The following is a 19558-nucleotide window of genomic DNA, read 5'->3' on the forward strand; positions in this document are numbered from 1 at the left end:
CCCGCCCCGCACGCCGGCCTGAATCTTTCGCACAGAAGTGGCGACACTCGATGACCAACGATGACAAGCTGCTCGACTATCTCAAGAGGGTCACCGCTGATCTGGCCCAGACCCGGCAGCGGCTGCGCGACGTGGAGACCGAGGAGAAGGAGCCCATCGCCATCGTGGCGATGAGCTGCCGGTTCCCCGGTGGCGTCAGTACCCCCGAGGAGCTCTGGCGGCTGGTCGACGAGGGCACCGATGCCATCACGGACTTCCCGGACAACCGGGGCTGGGACGGCGCCGCGCTCTACGACCCCGACCCGGACGCCTCCGGCAAGAGCTATGTGCTGCGGGGCGGGTTCCTGCACGGGGCCGCCGACTTCGAGCCGGACTTCTTCGGCATCTCGCCGCGCGAGGCGCTGCTGATGGACCCCCAGCAGCGGCTGCTCCTCGAGGTGGCCTGGGAGGCGCTGGAACGCGGCGGCATCGCGCCGGACTCGGTACGCGGCGCCCGGATCGGGGTGTTCGCGGGCACCAACGGCCAGGACTACCGCGACGTGCTGGCGAAGCTGCCGAAGGACCCCGAGGCGGCGCTCGGCACCGGCGTGCTGGCGGCGGTGATGGCCGGCCGGATCTCCTACACCCTCGGCACCGAGGGGCCCGCGGTCACCATCGACACCGCGTGCTCCTCGGCCCTGGTCGCGCTGCACCTGGCGGTGCAGGCGCTGCGCCAGCGCGAGTGCACGCTGGCGATGGCCGGCGGTGTCTCGGTGATGTCCACCCCGGGCGCGTTCATCGCCTTCAGCCGTCAGCGCGGGCTCTCCCCGGACGGCCGGTGCAAGTCCTTCGCCGATGAGGCGGACGGCACCGGCTGGGGCGAGGGCGCCGGGATGCTGCTGCTGGAGCGCCTCTCGGACGCCCGGCGCAACGGGCACCAGGTGCTGGCCGTCATCCGTGGCTCCGCCGTCAACCAGGACGGTGCCTCCAACGGGCTGACCGCGCCCAACGGGCCGTCCCAGCAGCGGGTGATCCGTCAGGCGCTGGCGAGCGCCGGGCTCTCGGCGAGCGACGTCGACGTGGTGGAGGCGCACGGCACCGGTACCACGCTGGGCGACCCGATCGAGGCGCAGGCACTGCTGGCCACCTACGGCCAGGGCCGCTCGGCGGATCGGCCGTTGTGGCTGGGGTCGATCAAGTCGAACATCGGTCACACCCAGGCGGCCGCCGGTGTGGCCGGGGTGATCAAGATGGTGCAGGCGATGCGCCACGGCGTGCTGCCCAAGACCCTGCACGCGGAGAACCCCGCCAGCAAGGTCGACTGGACGGCCGGCGAGGTCAAGCTGCTCACCGAGGCCCGGGCCTGGCCCGAGGTGGAGCGTCCACGTCGGGCCGCCGTCTCCTCCTTCGGCGCGAGCGGCACCAACGCCCACACCATCATCGAGCAGGCCCCCGCCGAGGAGGCCGTCGAGCGCACCCCGGCCGTCGCGCCCTCGACCATCCCGTGGCTGCTCTCCGGGCGCACCCCGGAGGCCCTGCGCGAGCAGGCGCTGCGACTGGCCGCGGTGGCGGACACCCTGGACCCGGTGGACGCCGCCTTCTCGCTGGCCACCACCAGGACGGCCCAGCAGTACCGGGCCGTGGTGCTCGGCCAGGACCGCGAACAACTGCGCGCCGGCCTGAACACGCTGGTCGAGGGCGCGCCCGGGGTGCTCCAGGGCCGTACCGTCAAGGGGCTGACGGCCTTCCTGTTCACCGGCCAGGGGTCGCAACGCCCGGGTATGGGCCGGGAGTTGTACCAGGGGTTCGAGACGTTCCGGCAGGCCTTCGACGAGGTCTGCACCCACTTCGGCGGCGGCCTCAAGGACCTGGTCTTCGGCGTCGACGCCGAGCCGCTGAACGAGACCGCCACCACCCAGGCCGCGCTCTTCGCCTTCGAGGTGGCGCTGTACCGGCTGGTGGAGTCCTGGGGCATCCGGCCCGACTACCTGGCGGGCCACTCGATCGGTGAGATCGCGGCCGCCCACGTGGCCGGGGTGCTGTCGCTGGCGGACGCGTGCCGTCTGGTGGCGGCGCGGGGCCGGTTGATGCAGGCGCTGCCCACCGGTGGCGCGATGGTGGCGGTGCAGGCGAGTGAGGCCGAGGTGCTGCCGCTGCTGACCGAGGGCGTGGGCATCGCGGCGGTCAACGGGCCGCGGGCGGTGGTGATCTCGGGTGTCGAGGCCGAGGTGCTGCGGATCGCCGAGTCCTTCGAGAAGACGAAGCGGCTGAAGGTCAGCCATGCCTTCCACTCGCCGTTGATGGAGCCGATGCTGGCGGAGTTCCGCGCGGTGGTGTCGGGTCTGACGTACGGGCGGGCGACCGTTCCGGTGGTCTCCAACGTCACGGGTGCGCTGGCGACGGAGGAGTTGGCGGACCCGGAGTACTGGGTGCGCCACGTCCGCGAGGCCGTGCGCTTCTACGACGGTGTCCGGGCCCTGGAGGCCGCGGGCGTCAGCCGCTTCCTGGAGCTCGGCCCCGACGCCGTCCTGACCGCGATGGCCCGCGGCTGCCTGGACTCCGAGGACGCCGTGCTCGCCGCCGCCACCCGGCGCGAGCGCCCCGAGCCGGACACCCTGCTCACCGCGCTGGCCCAACTGCACATCGGCGGCTGCTCGCCCGACTGGCGCACCCTGTTCCCGGGGGCCGCCCGGGTTGACCTGCCCACCACTGCCTTCCAGCGCAGCCGATTCTGGGTCGAGGTCCCGGCCTCGGTCGGCGACGTCGCCTCCGCCGGCCTGGACTCCACCGAGCACCCGCTGCTCGGCGCGGCCACCATGCTGGCGGACTCGGACGGCGCGGTGCTCACCGGGCGGCTCTCGGTGCGCACCCACCCGTGGCTGGCAGACCACGTGGTCGGCGACCGGGTCGTGGTGCCCGGCACCGCCATGGTCGAACTGGCCATCAGGGCCGGCGACCAGGTCGGCTGCGGCCACCTGGAGGAGCTCACCCTTGAGGTGCCGCTGGTCCTGCCCGAGCAGGACGGCATCCGGGTGCAGGTCACCGTCAGCGCCCCCGACGCCGCCGGCAGCCGTACGGTGTGCGTCTACTCGCGAGCCGAGAGCGCGGCCGCCGAAGTCCCGTGGACCCTGCACGCCTCCGGCCTGCTCGGCCAGGTGCCCGCGCGCACGGGTGAACACCTCACCGAGTGGCCGCCGGCCGGTGCCGAGGCGCTGGAGACCGCCGGCCTCTACGAGCGGCACGCCGCCTCAGGCCTGCACTACGGTCCGACCTTCCAGGCCCTGCACGCCGCCTGGCAGCGCGGTGACGAGTTGTTCGCCGAGGTCCGCCTGGCCGATCGCCCGGCCGCCGACGCGGGCCGGTTCGGCCTGCACCCGGCCGCCTTTGACGCCGCACTGCACGCGCTCGCCCTGCTCGGTGACGGCTCCGACGACGAGACCGCCCGCCTGCCCTTCATGTTCTCCGGCGTCTCGCTGCACGCGGTCGGCGCCTCGGTGCTGCGGGTGCGGCTGCTCGCCACCGGAGCGCACTCCTTCGCCGTCGACCTGGCCGACGCCACCGGCGCCCCGGTCGCCTCGGTGACCTCGCTGGCCTCCCGCCCGCTGACCAACCTGCGCCAGGAGCAGGGCGTTTCGAGCGACGCGCTGTTCCGGCTCGGCTGGAGCCCGATCCAACTGGCCGAGACGGCAGGCGAGGCCGACCACCGCCTCCTGCACAGCGTGGCGGGCAACGACGCCGAGGCCGTCCGGGTGGCCGTCCACGTGGCGCTGGCCGCGGCGCAGGACGAGGACCCGCGCCCGCTGATCGTGGTCACCCGCGGCGCGCTCTCGCTCGCCGGGGAGGAGGTGGCCGACCTGGCAGGCGCCGCGGTGTGGGGCCTGCTGCGCTCGGCGCAGTCGGAGAACCCCGACCGTTTCGTGCTGCTGGACCTCGATGCGGACGCCGACGCCGAGGCGCTCGCCGCCTCCGTACTGGCCAGTGGTGAGCCGCAGGTGGCGATCCGCGCCGGCGCGGCCCACGCCGCCCGGCTGACCGCCGCCGAGCTCACCGCCGAGGCCGCGCCGGAGCTCGACCCCGAGGGCACCGTCCTGCTGACCGGCGCGACCGGGGGCCTTGGCCCGGTGCTCGCCCGGCACCTGATCACTGCCCTCGGCGCGCGCCACCTGCTGCTGCTCAGCCGGCGCGGCGGCGCGGACGAGCTGACCGCCGAACTCACCGGGCTCGGCGCGCAGGTCACCGTCCGGGCCTGCGACGTGGCCGACCGCGCCGCGCTCGCCGAGGTGCTGGCCGAGATCCCGGCCGAGCATCCGCTCACCGCCGTGGTGCACGCCGCCGGGCTGCTCGACGACGGCGTGGTCGCCTCGCTGACCCCCGAGCGGATCGACGCCGTGCTGCGGCCCAAGGTGGACGGCGCGCTCAACCTGCACGAGCTCACCGCGGACGCGCCGCTGCGCGCCTTCGTGCTGTTCTCCTCGGTCGCCGGGCTGGTGGGCGCACCGGGTCAGGGCAACTACGCGGCCGCCAACGCCTTCCTGGACGCGCTGGCCGCCGGGCGGCACGCGCTCGGCCTGCCCGCCCTCTCGCTGGCCTGGGGGCCCTGGGCCCCGGTCGGCGGCATGACCAGCTCCCTGGAGGAGGCCGACCGGGCGAGGATCTCGCGCGGCGGCATGACCGAGCTGTCCGCCGAGGACGGCGTGGCGCTCTTCGACCTGGCCCGGGCCACCGGGCTGGCGGCCCTGGCCCCGGTGCGGCTGAACCTGGCGGCGCTGCGTCGCCAGGGCGCCGCGCTCGCCCCGGTGTTTCGCTCCCTGGTGGGCCGTACGGTGCGCCGCGGGGCGGTGGCGGTCGAGGGCTCGGAGTTCTCCTTCGCCGACCGGATGGCCGAACTCGGCGAGCGGGAGCGCGCGGACGCGCTGCTCCAGCTGGTCCGGGTCCAGGTCGCGGCCGTGCTCGGGCACGCCTCCGCGGAGGCGATCGACCCGGGCCGGGCTTTCCAGGACCTCGGCTTCGACTCGCTGGCCGCCGTCGAACTGCGCAACGCCCTGACCACCGAGACCGGCCACCGGCTGCCCGCCACCCTGGTCTTCGACTACCCGTCACCCGAGGCGCTGGCCGGCAACCTGGTCACCCGGTTCAGCGGCGTCAAGTCCGGCCCGCGCAAGGCCGCCCGGGCGAGCGCCGCCCGTACCGACGAGCCGATCGCCATCGTCGGCATGGCCTGCCGTTATCCGGGCGGGGTGACCTCGCCGCAGGAGCTGTGGGACCTGGTGATCGGCGAGGGCGACGCGATCAGCGCCTTCCCGGACAACCGGGGCTGGGACATCGACCGGATCTACGACCCGACCCGCGAGCGCCCCGACACCAGCTACGTCCACGAGGGCGGGTTCCTGCACGAGGCCGGCGCGTTCGATGCCGAGTTCTTCGGGATCTCGCCGCGTGAGGCGCTGTTGATGGATCCGCAGCAGCGGTTGCTGCTGGAGAGTTCCTGGGAGGCGTTGGAGGGCGCCGGGATCGATCCGGTCTTGCTGAAGGGCAGTCGTACCGGTGTGTTCGCCGGGGTGATGTACCACGACTACTTCGGTGCGTTCGGTAGTGGCAGCATCGTGTCGGGTCGGGTGGCTTACACCCTCGGGCTCGAGGGGCCGACGCTGTCGATCGACACGGCGTGCTCCTCCTCGCTGGTGGCGCTGCACCTGGCGGCGCAGTCGCTGCGCGGCGGCGAGTCCACCCTCGCGCTGGTGGGCGGCGTCGCGGTGATGTCGACCCCGGACCCGTTCGTGGAGTTCAGCCGCCAGGGCGCGCTCGCCCCCGACGCGCAGTGCCGCCCGTTCGCCACCGGCGCCGGCGGCACGGTCTGGGGTGAGGGCGTCGGCGTCCTGGTCCTGGAGCGCCTGTCGGACGCCCGGCGCAACGGGCACCAGGTACTGGCCGTGGTCCGCGGCACCGCCGTCAACCAGGACGGTGCCTCCAACGGGCTGACCGCGCCCAACGGGCCCTCCCAGCAGCGGGTGATCGAGCAGGCCCTGGCCAACGCCGGGCTGTCGGCCGCCGATGTCGACGTGGTGGAGGCGCACGGCACCGGTACCACGCTGGGCGACCCGATCGAGGCGCAGGCCCTGCTGGCCACCTACGGCCAGGACCGTGGTGAGGACCGACCGCTCTGGTTGGGCTCGATCAAGTCGAACATCGGTCACACCCAGGCGGCCGCCGGTGTGGCCGGCGTGATCAAGATGGTGCAGGCGATACGCCACGGCGTGCTGCCCAAGACCCTGCACGTGGACGAGCCCTCCACCCACGTGGACTGGACGGCCGGCGAGGTCCGGTTGCTGACCGAGGCCCGGGCCTGGCCCGAGGTCGAGCGGCCGCGCCGGGCCGGGATCTCCTCCTTCGGGATCAGCGGCACCAACGCCCACACCATCATCGAACAGGCCCCGGCCGCGGCCGAGCAGCCGGAGACGAGCGCGGCGCCGACCACGGCCCCGTGGCTGCTCTCCGCGAAGTCCCGAGCGGCGCTGCCCGCCCAGGCCGAACGGCTGCTGGCCTTCGTGGACGCCAACCCGCAGCTCGCGCCCGCGGACCTGGCCCACGCACTGGCCACCACCCGTGCCCACTTCGAGCACCGCGCGGCCATCGCCGGCGCGGACCGCGCCGAACTGCGCGACTCGCTGGCCGCGTTGGCCGCCGGGCGCACCGCTCCCGGGCTGGTCGAGGGCACCGCCACCGGCTCCCGCCCGGTCTTCGTGTTCCCGGGCCAGGGCTCCCAGTGGCAGGGTATGGCCACCGAACTGCTGATCTCCTCGCCGGTGTTCGCGGCCGCGATGGCCGAGTGCGCCGCCGCCTGCGCGCCGTTCACCGACTGGGACCTGCTGGCCGAGCTGAACGGCCCGCTGGACCGGGTGGACGTCGTCCAGCCGCTGCTCTGGGCCGTCATGGTCTCGCTGGCGCGGACCTGGATCTCGTACGGGGTGCGCCCCGCCGCGGTGATCGGGCACTCCCAGGGCGAGATCGCGGCGGCCGTGGTGGCCGGTGCGCTGTCGCTGGAGGACGGCGCCCGGATCGTCACCCTGCGCAGCCAGGCCATCGCCCAGGACCTGTCCGGCGGGGGCGGCATGATGTCGGTCGCGCTGCCCGTCGACCAGGTGGAGGAACGACTGGCGGCCTTCGACGGCCGGCTCTCCGTCGCCGCGCGCAACGGGTCGGGATCGGTCGTGGTCGCCGGCTTCGTGGACGCCCTGGACCTCCTGCAGGCCCAGCTCAAGGACGAGGGCGTGCGGGTCAAGCGGCTGCCGGTGGACTACGCCTCGCACTCCGCGCAGGTCGAGGCGATCCGGACCAGGTTGCTGGAGACCCTGGCGGAGGTCTCGCCGCTCCCCGCCGAGGTGCCGTTCTACTCGACCGTCACCGGCGAGCTCGTCGACACCACCGAGCTGAACGCCGAGTACTGGTACACCAACCTGCGCCGGACCGTGCTCTTCGAGCAGGCCGCCGGGGCCGCGGTCGGCAAGGGCCACGGCGTGTTCATCGAGTGCAGCCCGCACCCGGTGCTCACCGTCGGCCTCCAGGAGACCTTCGACGGCGTGCGGGCGCTGGGCTCGCTGCGCCGCGAGGAGGGCGGCCCGGCCCGGTTCGCCGCCGCGCTCGGCGAGGCCTTCGCGCACGGCGTCGCGGTCGACTGGCGACAGGTCTTCGATGGCCTGCGCCCGCGCCGCGTCGAGCTGCCGACCTATGCCTTCCGACACGAGCAGTTCTGGCTGGACAGCGTCTCCGGCAACGCCGACGTCACCTCGGCCGGTCTCACCCAGACCGACCATCCGATCCTCAGTGCGGCGATGACCCGCGCCGACACCGACGGCACCGTCCTCACCGGCCGTCTCTCGCTCGGCACCCACCCGTGGCTGGCCGACCACGTGGTCGGCGGGGAGTTGCTGTTCCCCGGCACCGGCTACCTCGAGCTGGCCCTCCAGGCCGCCGATCAGGTGGGCCTGGGCCGGGTCGCCGACCTCACCCTGCACGCCCCGCTGGTCTTCCCCGAGCACGGTGCGGTGCAACTGCAGGTCGTGGTCGGCGCGGTGGAGGAGTCCAGCCGCCCGGTCGGCATCTACTCGCGCCCCGAGAGCGAGGCCGACGACGAGCCCTGGACCCGGCACGCCGACGGTGTGCTCGCCCCGGGCGGCGCGCCCGCCGAGCCGGAGCTCACCCTCTGGCCGCCCACCGGCGCCGAGCCGATCGATCTCGACGGGGTGTACGAGCAGCTCGCCGAGGCCGGACTCGCCTACGGGCCCGCCTTCCAGGGCCTGCGCGCCGCCTGGCGCCTGGGCCAGGAGGTCTACGCCGAGGTGGCCTTCGCCCAGCAGGTGGACGGCTACGGCCTGCACCCGGCCCTGGCGGACGCCGCCCTGCACACGGTCGGCCTGACCGGCGTCGCCGAGGACGAGGCGCTGCTGCCGTTCGCCTGGTCCGAGGTGCACCTGCACGCGACCGGCGCCAGGGAACTGCGGGTCCGGGTCAAGCCCTTGGGCCGGAGCGGCGCGGTGGAGCTGACGCTCGCCGACGCCGGCGGCGCGCCGGTGGCGAGCGTCGGCTCGCTCGCCCTGCGCCCGATCCCGGCCGAACAGCTCGCCGCCGCCGCCAAGTCGGCGCGGGCGGGCGCGCTCTACCAGGTGGAGTGGATCACCGCGCCGACCCCGGCCGTCGACCCCGCCCACGACCCGGTGGTGCTGCGCAGCCCGGCGGGCACCAGCGCAAACGAGGTACGGGCAGCCGTGCACACCGTCCTCGACCAGCTGCGTGAGCAACTGGCGGGCGAGGCCACCGTGCTGGTGGCCACCGGCGCCGACCTGGCCGGTGCGGCGGTGGCCGGACTGGTCCGCTCGGCGCAGTCGGAGAACCCGGAGCGGATCGTCCTGGTCGAGCTCGACCAGGACCCGGCCTCCGAGGCGCTGCTGCCCACCGCCTCGGCCGTGGGCGAGCCGCACCTGGCGATCCGGGGCGGCGCCGTCCAGCTGCCCCGGCTGGTCCGGGCCGAACCGGCCGCCGACCAGGAACGGTTGGAGCTCGACCCCGCGGGCACCGTGCTGCTGACCGGCGCGAGCGGCGCACTGGGCACCCTGATCGCCCGACAGCTGGTCACCGAGTGGGGGGTGCGGCACCTGCTGCTGCTCAGCCGCCGCGGCGCGGCCCCCGAGCTCGTCACCGAGCTCACCGAACTCGGCGCCGAGGTCACCGCCGCCGCCTGCGACGTGGCGGACCGCGCGGCGCTGGCCGAGGTGTTGGCACAGGTCCCGGCCGAGCATCCGCTGACCGCGGTGGTGCACGCGGCCGGGGTGCTCGCCGACGGCGTGCTCTCCTCGCTCACCGCCGAGCGGCTGGACGCCGTGCTGCGCCCCAAGGTGGACGCAGCCTGGTACCTGCACGAGCTGACCGCCGGTCTCGACCTCAAGGCGTTCGTCCTGTTCTCCTCGGCCGCCGCCACCCTCGGCTCGCCGGGGCAGGCCAACTACGCCGCGGCCAACGCCTTCCTGGACGCGCTGGCGGGCCACCGCCGGCGGCTCGGCCTGCCGGGCCAGTCACTGGCCTGGGGCCTGTGGGCGCAGGCCAGCGGGATGACCGGCACGCTGGACGACACCGACCTGTCCCGGATCTCCCGGGGCGGCGTGGCGGCCCTGGCCACCGATGAGGGCTTGGCGCTCTTCGACGAGGCGCTGCACTCCCGGCACCCCGCCGTGCTGCCGATGAAGCTGGAACCGGCCGGACTGCGGACCCAAGGTGACGTCCTGTCACCGCTCTTCCGCGCCCTGGTGCGCTCCCGGCGCCAGGCCGTCTCCGGTCAGCCGGCCGCCGGCGCCGACTCGCTGCGCGGCCGGCTGGCCGCCCTCGCCGAGGCCGGACGCAAGCCCTTCCTGGTGGAGTTGGTGCGCACCCAAGCCGCCTCGGTGCTCGGGCACCGCTCGGCGGAGGCGGTCGAAGCGCACAAGGCTTTCCGCGAGCTGGGCTTCGACTCGCTGGCCGCGGTCGAGTTGCGCAACGGCCTGGCGGCGGCCACCGGGCTGCGCCTGCCGGCCACCTTGGTGTTCGACTACCCCAACCCCCTCGAACTGGCCGGCTACCTGCTCGAGCAGCTGGTCGGCAACCTGGCGGCCGTGCCGGTGCAGGCCGCGCCCGCCGGCTCGGAGGAGCCGATCGCGATCATCGGGATGAGCTGCCGCTACCCCGGCGGCGTGAACTCGCCCGAGGACCTGTGGAAGCTGGTCGTCGGCGAGGTGGACGCCATCGGCGAGTTCCCCACCGACCGGGGCTGGGACCTGGAGTCGCTCTACGACCCGACCCTGGACCGCCCCGGCACCAGCTACGCCAAGCACGGCGCGTTCCTGTACGACGCGGGCGACTTCGACGCCGACTTCTTCGGCATGGATCCGGAGGAGGCGCTGGTCACCGACCCGCAGCAGCGGGTGCTGCTGGAGACCGCCTGGGAGGCGCTGGAGCGGGCCGCCATCGACCCGGTCTCGCTGCGCGGCAGCGCGACCGGGGTGTTCGCCGGCGTGATGTACCACGACTACTTCGAGAGCTACGGCTCCGGCAGTGTGGTCTCGGGCCGGGTCGCCTACACGCTCGGTCTGGAGGGGCCGACACTGACGGTGGACACCGCCTGCTCCTCCTCGCTGGTCGCGTTGCACCTCGCGGTGCAGTCGCTGCGCCAGGGTGACTGCACCCTGGCACTGGCCGGCGGGGTGACGGTGATGGCCACCCCGGGGACCTTCGTCGAGTTCAGCCGGCAGCGCGGCCTGTCGCGCGACGGGCGCTGCCGCCCGTTCGCGGACGCCGCCAACGGCACCGGTTTCGGCGAGGGCGCGGGCGTCCTGCTGCTGGAGCGGCTCTCGGACGCCCGCCGCAACGGCCACCAGGTGCTGGCCGTGGTGCGCGGCACCGCGATGAACCAGGACGGTGCTTCCAACGGCATCACCGCCCCCAACGGCCCCGCCCAGCAGCGGGTGATCCGCCGCGCGCTGGCGGCGGCGGGCGTGCCCGGCGGCGAGGTCGACCTGGTCGAGGCGCACGGCACCGGCACCACGCTGGGCGACCCGATCGAGGCGCAGGCCCTGATCGCGACCTACGGCAGCGAGCACACCGAGGAGCGCCCGCTCTGGCTCGGCTCGATCAAGTCGAACATCGGTCACACCCAGGCCGCGGCCGGGGTGGCCGGGGTGATCAAGATGGTGCAGGCGATGCGCCACGGGGTGCTGCCCAAGACCCTGCACGTGGACGAGCCGTCCCGGCACGTCGACTGGACGGACAGCCACGTCCGGCTGCTCACCGAGTCGTTGGCATGGCCCGAGTACGACCACCCGCGCCGGGCCGGGATCTCCTCGTTCGGGATCAGCGGCACCAACGCGCACGTGGTGATCGAGGCCGCGCCCAGCGCTCCCGGTGAGGAGGCTGCCGCGCTGGTGGCGCAGCAGCCACAGGCCCCGCTGCTGCTCTCGGGCCACAGCCCACAGGCGCTGCGCGAGCAGGCCGAGCGGCTGCTGAGCCACCTGGGCGAGCGGGCCGAGCTCGATCCGCGCCAGGTCGCGGCGGCGCTGGCGAGTGCCCGTGGCCACCACGCCCACCGGGCGGCGGTGAGCGGCGGTGACTGGGACGAACTCCTGCGCGGCCTGCGGTCGTTGGCCGAGGGCCAGGCCTCGCCGAGCGTGGCGCTCGGCACTGCGGCAGCGGGTCGCACCGCGTTCCTGTTCTCCGGCCAGGGCTCGCAACTGGTCGGTATGGGCGAGGAGTTGATCGAGACGTTCCCGGCCTTCGCGGCCGCCTTCGAGGAGGTGTGCGAGCGGCTGGACCCGCTGCTCGACCGGCCGCTGCGCGAGGCGCTGTCCTCGGCCGAGCTGCTGGACCGCACCGAGTACACCCAGCCCGCCCTGTTCGCGCTCGAAGTCGCGCTCTTCAGGCTGCTGGAGTCCTGGGGCGTCCGCCCCGACCTGCTGGCCGGGCACTCCATCGGCGAGTTCGCCGCCGCCCACGTGGCCGGGGTCTGGTCGCTGGCGGACGCCGCCCGACTGGTCGCCGCGCGCGGCCGGCTGATGCAGGCGCTGCCCGCCGGCGGTGCGATGGTGGCGATCAAGGCCACCGAGGCCGAGATCGAGCCGCTGCTGACCGAGCGGGTGAGCATCGCGGCGGTCAACGGGCCGAGCTCCGTGGTGATCTCGGGCGAGGCGATGGCGGTGCGCGCGATCGCCGAGCGGTTCGAGCGGACCAGGGAGCTGACGGTCAGCCACGCCTTCCACTCGCCGCTGATGGAGCCGATGCTCGCCGAGTTCCGCGACGTCGCCGCCGGGCTGGAGTACCACCCGCCGCGGATCGCCGTCGTCTCCACCCTGACCGGTGCGCAGGCTGCCGCGCAGGAGCTGTGCTCACCGGAGTACTGGGTGCGCCACGTGCGCGAGGCGGTGCGCTTCGCGGACGGCGTGCGGGCGCTGGAGGAGGCCGGCGCGCGCCGGTTCGTCGAGATCGGTCCGGGCGGGGTGCTGACCGCGCTGGCCGCCGAGAACCTGGCCGAGGGTCCGAGCGGTGACGCCGCGCTGATCCCGCTGCTGCGCAAGGACCGGCAGGAGTCGGCGGCGGTGCTCACCGCCCTGGGCGCCTTCCACGTCCACGGCGGCGCGGTGGACTGGGCGCGGCTGCTGCCGGCCGGTGCCGCGGTCGAGTTGCCGACGTACGCCTTCCAGCGCCGCCGGTACTGGATGGCGAGCGAGCCTGCGGGCTACCGGGCGACGGCGGACCACCCGCTGCTGGGCAGCGCCGTGGACCTCGCGGGAGGCGAGGGCACGCTGTTCACCGGACGGCTCTCGTTGCAGAGCCACCCCTGGCTGGCCGATCACGCGGTCGGCGGGGTGGTGCTGCTGCCCGGCACGGCGTTCGTCGAGATGGCGCTGGCGGCCGGCGCGGACCTCGGGGCCGGCGCGGTCGAGGAGCTGACCATCGCCGAACCCCTGCTGCTGCCCGAGCAGGGCACGGTCCGGCTGCAGTGCACGGTGCGTCCGGCCGATGCCGGGACCTGGACGTTCCAGGTGTACTCCCGCACGGCGGACGAGTTGGGGGCACCTCCCGGTCACCAGGCCGGGGGACCGTGGACCTCGCACGCCACCGGGCTGCTGCGGGCCGCTTCGGCCCCGGCGCCCGGCATGCCGCAGGCCTGGCCGCCGGTCGGCGCCGAGGCGCTCGACCTGGCGGGGACCTATGAGCGCCTGGCCGAGCTCGGCGCCGAGTACGGCCCGCAGTTCCAGGGGCTGCGGGCCGCCTGGCGGCTGGCTGACGAGGTCTTCGCCGAGGTCGAACTCCCGCTGGAGACCGATCGGTTCGGCATTCATCCGGCGCTGTTCGACGCCTCGCTGCACGCGATCGGACTGCGGGCGGGTGCGGCGCAGCGGATGAGCCTGCCGTTCGCCTGGAACGGGGTCGAGCTGTACGCCGTGGGCGCGCGGACGCTGCGGGTGCGGATCAGCCCGGTCGGCTCGGACGCGGTGCGGATCGAGCTCGCCGACGGGGCCGGTGCCCCGGTGGCCCGGGTGGAGTCGCTGGTGCTGCGCGAGGTCGCGGTGGACCGGCTGGCAACGGCCGGCGGCAACGACTCGCTCTTCGCCCTGGAGTGGACCAGGCTCACCGGCGGCGCAGTGCCCTCGGGCGGACACTGGGCGGTGCTCGGTACGCACCGTCGGCGGCTGCTGGACGCCTTGGCGGTGCAGGTCGCCACGGTCAGTACGGTCGCCGACCTCGACGAGCTCGCGGCGCTGGCCGACCCGGTGGACGTCCTGGTGCTGCCCTGGGCGGGCGGTGACGATCCGCGGGCGGTCCACGAGGGCCTGGCCGCGCTGCTCGGCCGCCTGCAGTCCTGGCTGGCCGACGAGCGGTTCGCGCAGGCGACCGTGGTCGTGGCGACCAGTGGCGCGGTCTCGCCCACCGGTGAGGACGTCACCGACCTGGCCGCCGCGGCGGCCTGGGGGCTGATCCGTACGGCGCAGTCGGAGAACCCCGACCGGATCGTGCTGATCGACCTGGACGACCACGATGCCGACGACGAGGCGGCCCCGGGTTGGCACCTGCTGCCGGCCGCCGTCGCCTGCGGCGAGGCGCAGCTCGCGGTGCGTTCGGGTGTGCTCAACGTGCCGCGGCTCACCAGGGCGGCGAAGGCCGTACCGGACGCCTCCGTCGAGTGGAGCGGCCGGGTGCTGCTCACAGGCGGCACCGGGGCGCTGGGGCGTCTGGTGGCCCGTCACCTGGTCGCCGAGCACCAGGTGTCGAGTCTGCTGCTGCTCAGCCGGCGAGGCGAGGCGGCGCCCGGCGCCGCCGAGCTGCACGCCGAACTCACCGGCCTGGGCGCCGAAGTGACCATCCTGGCCTGTGACCTGGCCGACCGGGAGGAGCTGGCCGCAGTACTGGCGCGCTACCCGGTCTCCGCGGTGGTGCACTCCGCGGGCGTGCTGGACGACGGGACGCTCGCCTCGCTGACGCCCGAGCGGCTGTCCGCCGTGCTGCGACCCAAGGTGGACGCGGCTTGGCACCTGCACGAGCTGACCAAGGACCGACAGCTGTCGGCGTTCGTCCTGTTCTCCTCGGCGGCCGGTCTGCTCGGCAGCCCCGGGCAGGCGAGTTACGCCGCCGCCAACGCGTTCCTCGACGGCCTGGCCCTGCACCGCAGGGCGGTCGGCCTGCCGGCCACCTCACTGGCCTGGGGCGCGTGGTCGGGCAACGGCGGCATGGCCGACCGGCTCAGCGAGGCCGACAGCCGCCGGATGGCCCAGTCGGGGGTGGGCAGCCTCAGCGAGGAGGCCGGTCTGGCCCTGTTCGACGCCGCGGTCGGCCGGGCGGAAGCCGTCCTGATGCCCGCACACCTCGACCTGGCCGCACTGGCCCGGGGCAACCGGGTCCCGCCGCTGTTGAGTCGGCTGGTGCGCTCCTCGTCCGCGCGGCGGGTGGCGCAGGCAGCCTCCACGGCCTCGGCCGCGCTGCGGCGCAGCCTGGCCGGGCTGGTCGGCCAGGAGCGGATCGCGCTCCTGCTCGAACTGGTCGGCACCCAGGCGGCCGGGGTGCTCGGGGTCACCGAGGTGGCCCTGGACCGGGCGTTCAGCGAACTCGGCTTCGACTCGCTGACGGCGGTGGAGTTCCGCAACCAGCTCAACGAGGCCACCGGGCTGCGGCTCTCGGCCACGCTGATCTTCGACTACCCGAACCCGATGGTGCTGGCCCGGCACCTGGAAGCCGAACTGGCCCCGGCCGAGGGCTCGGCCGGGGAAGTGCAGGAGGCCGCCGTGCGCCAGGCGCTGGGCGCGATCCCGCTGGCCCGGCTGCGCGACGCCGGCCTGCTGGACAGCCTGCTCGAACTGGCCGGGCTCAAGGCCGAGTCCGCCGCCGAGTCGAAGGACGACGACGGCGAGAGCGGCGAGTCGATCGACACGATGGACATCGAGAGCCTGATGAACCTGGCCCTTGACGACCTCGGCGGACAGGAGGAGCTGTGACAGGGGGTACTCCGGTGGCGAAGAGCGAGAGCAAGGAACAGCCGCAGAACCCGGGCACCAGGATGGTCGACGCCCTGCGGGCCTCACTGAAGGAGACCGAACGGCTGCGGGAGCAGAACCGCAAGCTGACCGCGACCCTGCGTGAGCCGATCGCGATCGTGGGTATGGCCTGCCGCTATCCGGGCGGGGTGACATCGCCGCAGCAGCTCTGGGAGCTGGTGACCGAGGGCGGGGACGGCATCACGCCGTTCCCCACCGACCGGGGGTGGGACGCCGACCTCTACGATCCGCGGCCGGGTCTGGAGGGCAGGTCCTACACCGCCGAGGGTGGGTTCCTGCACGAGGCCGGCGCGTTCGATGCGGGGTTCTTCGGGATCTCGCCGCGTGAGGCGCTGTTGATGGATCCGCAGCAGCGGTTGCTGCTGGAGAGTTCCTGGGAGGCGTTGGAGGGTGCGGGGATCGATCCGGTCTCGCTGAAGGGCAGTCGTACCGGTGTGTTCGCCGGGGTGATGTACCACGACTACTTCGGCGCGTTCGGTAGCGGCAGCATCGTGTCGGGCCGGGTGGCTTACACCCTCGGGCTCGAGGGGCCGACGCTGTCGATCGACACGGCGTGCTCCTCCTCATTGGTGGCGCTGCACCTGGCGGCGCAGTCGCTGCGCGGCGGCGAGTGCACCCTCGCGCTGGCCGGCGGTGTGACGGTGATGGCCTCGCCCGGCACCTTCGTGGAGTTCAGCCGTCAGCGCGGGCTCTCCCCGGACGGCCGCTGCAAGGCGTTCGCGGAGGGCGCGGACGGCACCGGCTTCGCCGAGGGCGTCGGTGTCCTGGTGCTGGAGCGGCTCTCGGACGCCCGGCGCAACGGGCACCAGGTGCTGGCCGTGGTCCGTGGTTCCGCGGTGAACCAGGACGGTGCCTCCAACGGGCTGACCGCGCCCAACGGGCCGTCCCAGCAGCGGGTGATCCGTCAGGCGCTGGCCGGTGCCCGGCTGTCGGCCGCCGATGTCGACGTGGTCGAGGCGCACGGCACCGGTACCACGTTGGGTGACCCGATCGAGGCGCAGGCGCTGCTGGCCACCTACGGCCAGGACCGTGGTGAGGACCGACCGCTCTGGTTGGGCTCGGTCAAGTCGAACATCGGTCACACCCAGGCGGCCGCCGGTGTGGCCGGGGTGATCAAGATGGTGCAGGCGATGCGCCACGGCGTGCTGCCCAAGACCCTGCACGTGGACGAGCCCTCCAGCAAGGTGGACTGGTCGGCGGGCGAGGTCCGGCTGCTGACCGAGGCCCGGGCCTGGCCCGAGGTCGAGCGGCCGCGCCGGGCCGGGATCTCCTCCTTCGGGATCAGCGGCACCAACGCCCACGTCATCCTCGAACAGGCCCCGGCCGCGGCCGAGCAGCCCGAACCCGACCCGGCACCGCCGATGGCCCTGTGGCCGCTCTCCGCCCGCACCCCGCAGGCACTGTCGGCCCAGGGCGAGCGGCTGCGCGCCTTCGCCGCCGACCGCCCTGAGCTGAAGGCGGGCGCGGTGGCCAGGTCGCTCGGCACCGAACGCGCCGTCTTCGAGCACCGGGCCGCCGTCCTCGGCCCGGACCGCGACCGACTCCTCGACGGGCTGGCGCTGTTGGGCGCCTCGGACGAGTCGCCGTCGGTGCTGCGCGGCCGGGCCCGCACGGGGGTCAAGACCGCCTTCCTGTTCACCGGGCAGGGCGCCCAGCGGCTCGGGATGGGCGCGGAACTGCGGGCCCACTACCCGGTGTTCGCCGAGGCCTTCGACGAGCTGAACGAACACCTCGGGGTCGGCACCGCCGAGGTCCTCTTCGGCACCGACCCCGACCAGGTCGATCGGACCCTGTACGCGCAGACCGGTCTCTTCGCTTTCGAGGTGGCGCTGTTCCGGTTGTTGGAGTCCTGGGGTGTGGTGCCGGACTTCCTGGCGGGGCATTCGATCGGTGAGGTGGCGGCCGCGCATGTGGCCGGGGTGCTGTCGCTGGCGGACGCGTGCCGGTTGGTGGCGGCTCGGGGTCGGTTGATGCAGGCGCTGCCGGTCGGTGGGGCGATGGTGGCGGTGCGGGCGAGTGAGGCCGAGGTGCTGCCGCTGCTGACCGGGGGGGTCGGCATCGCGGCGGTCAACGGGCCGCGGGCGGTGGTGGTCTCGGGTGTCGAGGCGGAGGTGTTGCGGGTCGCGGAGTCGTTCGCGAAGACGAAGCGGTTGAAGGTCAGCCATGCCTTCCACTCGCCGTTGATGGAGCCGGTGCTCGCGGAGTTCCGTGAGGTGGCGGCCGGTCTGACGTACGGCCGGGCGACCGTGCCGGTGGTCTCCAACCTCACGGGTGAGCTCGCCGGCGAGGAGTTGGCCTCTCCGGAGTACTGGGTGCGCCACGTGCGCGAAGCCGTCCGCTTCGAGGCCGGGATCCGCACGCTGGCCGAGGCCGGGGTCACCCGTTTCGTGGAGCTGGGCCCCGACGCGGTGCTGACCGGGCTGGCCAGGGAGAGCGCCCAGGCGCCGAACACGGCGTTCGTCCCGCTCGGCCGCCGGCTCGGCTCGGAGAGCGCCACCCTGCTGACGGGGCTGGCCCAGCTCTACGTGGACGGCCTGTCTCCCGACTGGCAGGCGGTTTTCCCCGGCGTCGGGCGGGCGGAGCTGCCGACGTACGCCTTCCAGCACCAGCGGTACTGGCTGGCGGCGGACGTCCCGCTGATCGTCGGCGCGCTCGACACCCCCGACCAGCAGGCCGGGGCGGGGGAGGTGGCGCCGCTTCGCGCGCGCCTCGCCGGGGTCGGCGAGTCCGAACAGCAGGAGCTGCTGGTCGAGTTGGTCCGCGCGCAGAGCGCCGCCATCCTCGGCCACTCCTCCGTGGAGGCGATCGAGCCGGAGGTCGGCTTCCTGGAGGCCGGGATGGACTCGGTCTCCGGCACCGAACTGCGCATCGCACTCTCCGCGGCCACCGGGCTGGCCCTGTCCGCCGGCGTGGTCTTCGACCACCGCACCCCGGCCGACCTGGCCGCCCACCTGCGAACCGAGCTGGCCCACGGCGGGGCCGGGCTCGCCGGGGCGGGCGCCGACGGCGCTGTCGACGGCGGCGCCGAGGACCTGGAGTCGATCAGCGGGCTGCTGCGCCGGGCCGCCGCCGAGGGCCGGATGACGAAGGGGATGGCGCTGCTCGACGCGGTCGCCGAGATCCTGCCCGACTTCTCCTCGGCGGCCGAACTGGAGCGCCTGGCCGAGCCGGTCCGCCTTGCCCAGGGGGAGCAGGGACCCAAGCTGATCTGCTTCCCCTCCCCGATGGCGCTCGGCGGCGCCCACCAGTACGCCCGGTTCGCCTCGCACTTCCGTGGCCGCCGCGAGGTGGTGGTGCCGCCGGTGCCGGGGTTCGGCCCGGGGGAGGCGCTGCCGCGCTCGGTGGACGCCGTGCTCGAGGTCTTCGTCGAAGGCGTGCCGGCCGTGGCGGCGGGGGAGCCCTTCGTCCTGGTCGGCTACTCCTCCGGCGGCCAGTTCGCGCACGCCACCGCCGAGGCGTTGGAGAAGGCGGGCACCCCGGCGGCCGGGGTCGTCCTGCTGGACACCTACCTGCCCGACGGCGAGGGTCAGGACGAACTCTGGCCGCAGATGTTCCGGGGCATGCTGGACCGGGAGTCCTCCTTCGGCCGGTTCAGCGCCGCCAGGCTCGCCGCGATGAGCCGCTACAGCGACCTGATCGTGGACTGCCTGCCGGGAGCGCTGTCGGCCCCGGTGCTCTTCGTCCGCCCGGCGCGGTCCTTCACCGACGCGCCCGGCACCGAGGACTGGCGAGCCTCGTGGAGCGGCGAGCACCTGCTGCGGGAGGTGCCCGGCACCCACTTCACCATCCTGGAGGAGTCGGCCCCGGTAGTGGCAGAGGCGGTCGACGACTGGCTCGCGACCCTCGGAACCCTCGAAAGCTGACCGCTACTCGCCGGCCCTGCCGTCAGGGGCCCGGTGACCAGGGGCGCGGGCCACCGGTTCCGCGCCCTTGGTGTTCCCGGAAGCGGCCTTGCGGTGGTGGTAGAACATCCGCCACCGAGGGAGAGAAAGTTCTACCTCGGATACGCCAAA

General features: G+C 74.2%; 2 protein-coding genes. Both read left to right on the top strand.

The genetic code is table 11. The features are described 5' to 3' along the window. Positions 1-50: 50 nt before the first annotated feature. Positions 51-15485, top strand: coding sequence for an SDR family NAD(P)-dependent oxidoreductase (locus ACIRYZ_RS07030; protein WP_402940620.1), 15435 nt, complete (start codon positions 51-53; stop codon positions 15483-15485). Beyond that, positions 15482-19408, top strand: a complete 3927-nt coding sequence (locus ACIRYZ_RS07035) for a type I polyketide synthase (RefSeq protein WP_402940623.1) — start codon at positions 15482-15484, stop codon at positions 19406-19408. The genes ACIRYZ_RS07030 and ACIRYZ_RS07035 overlap by 4 nt, the downstream gene beginning before the upstream one ends. Positions 19409-19558 lie beyond the last annotated feature (150 nt).

The organism is Kitasatospora sp. NPDC101155 (assembly GCF_044768305.1).
GTDB lineage: Bacteria > Actinomycetota > Actinomycetes > Streptomycetales > Streptomycetaceae > Kitasatospora.

Coding starts and splice junctions, on each gene's coding strand:
- ACIRYZ_RS07030 (WP_402940620.1), top strand. CDS start 51: ATGACCAACGATGACAAGCTGCTCGACTATCTCAAGAGGGTCACCGCT.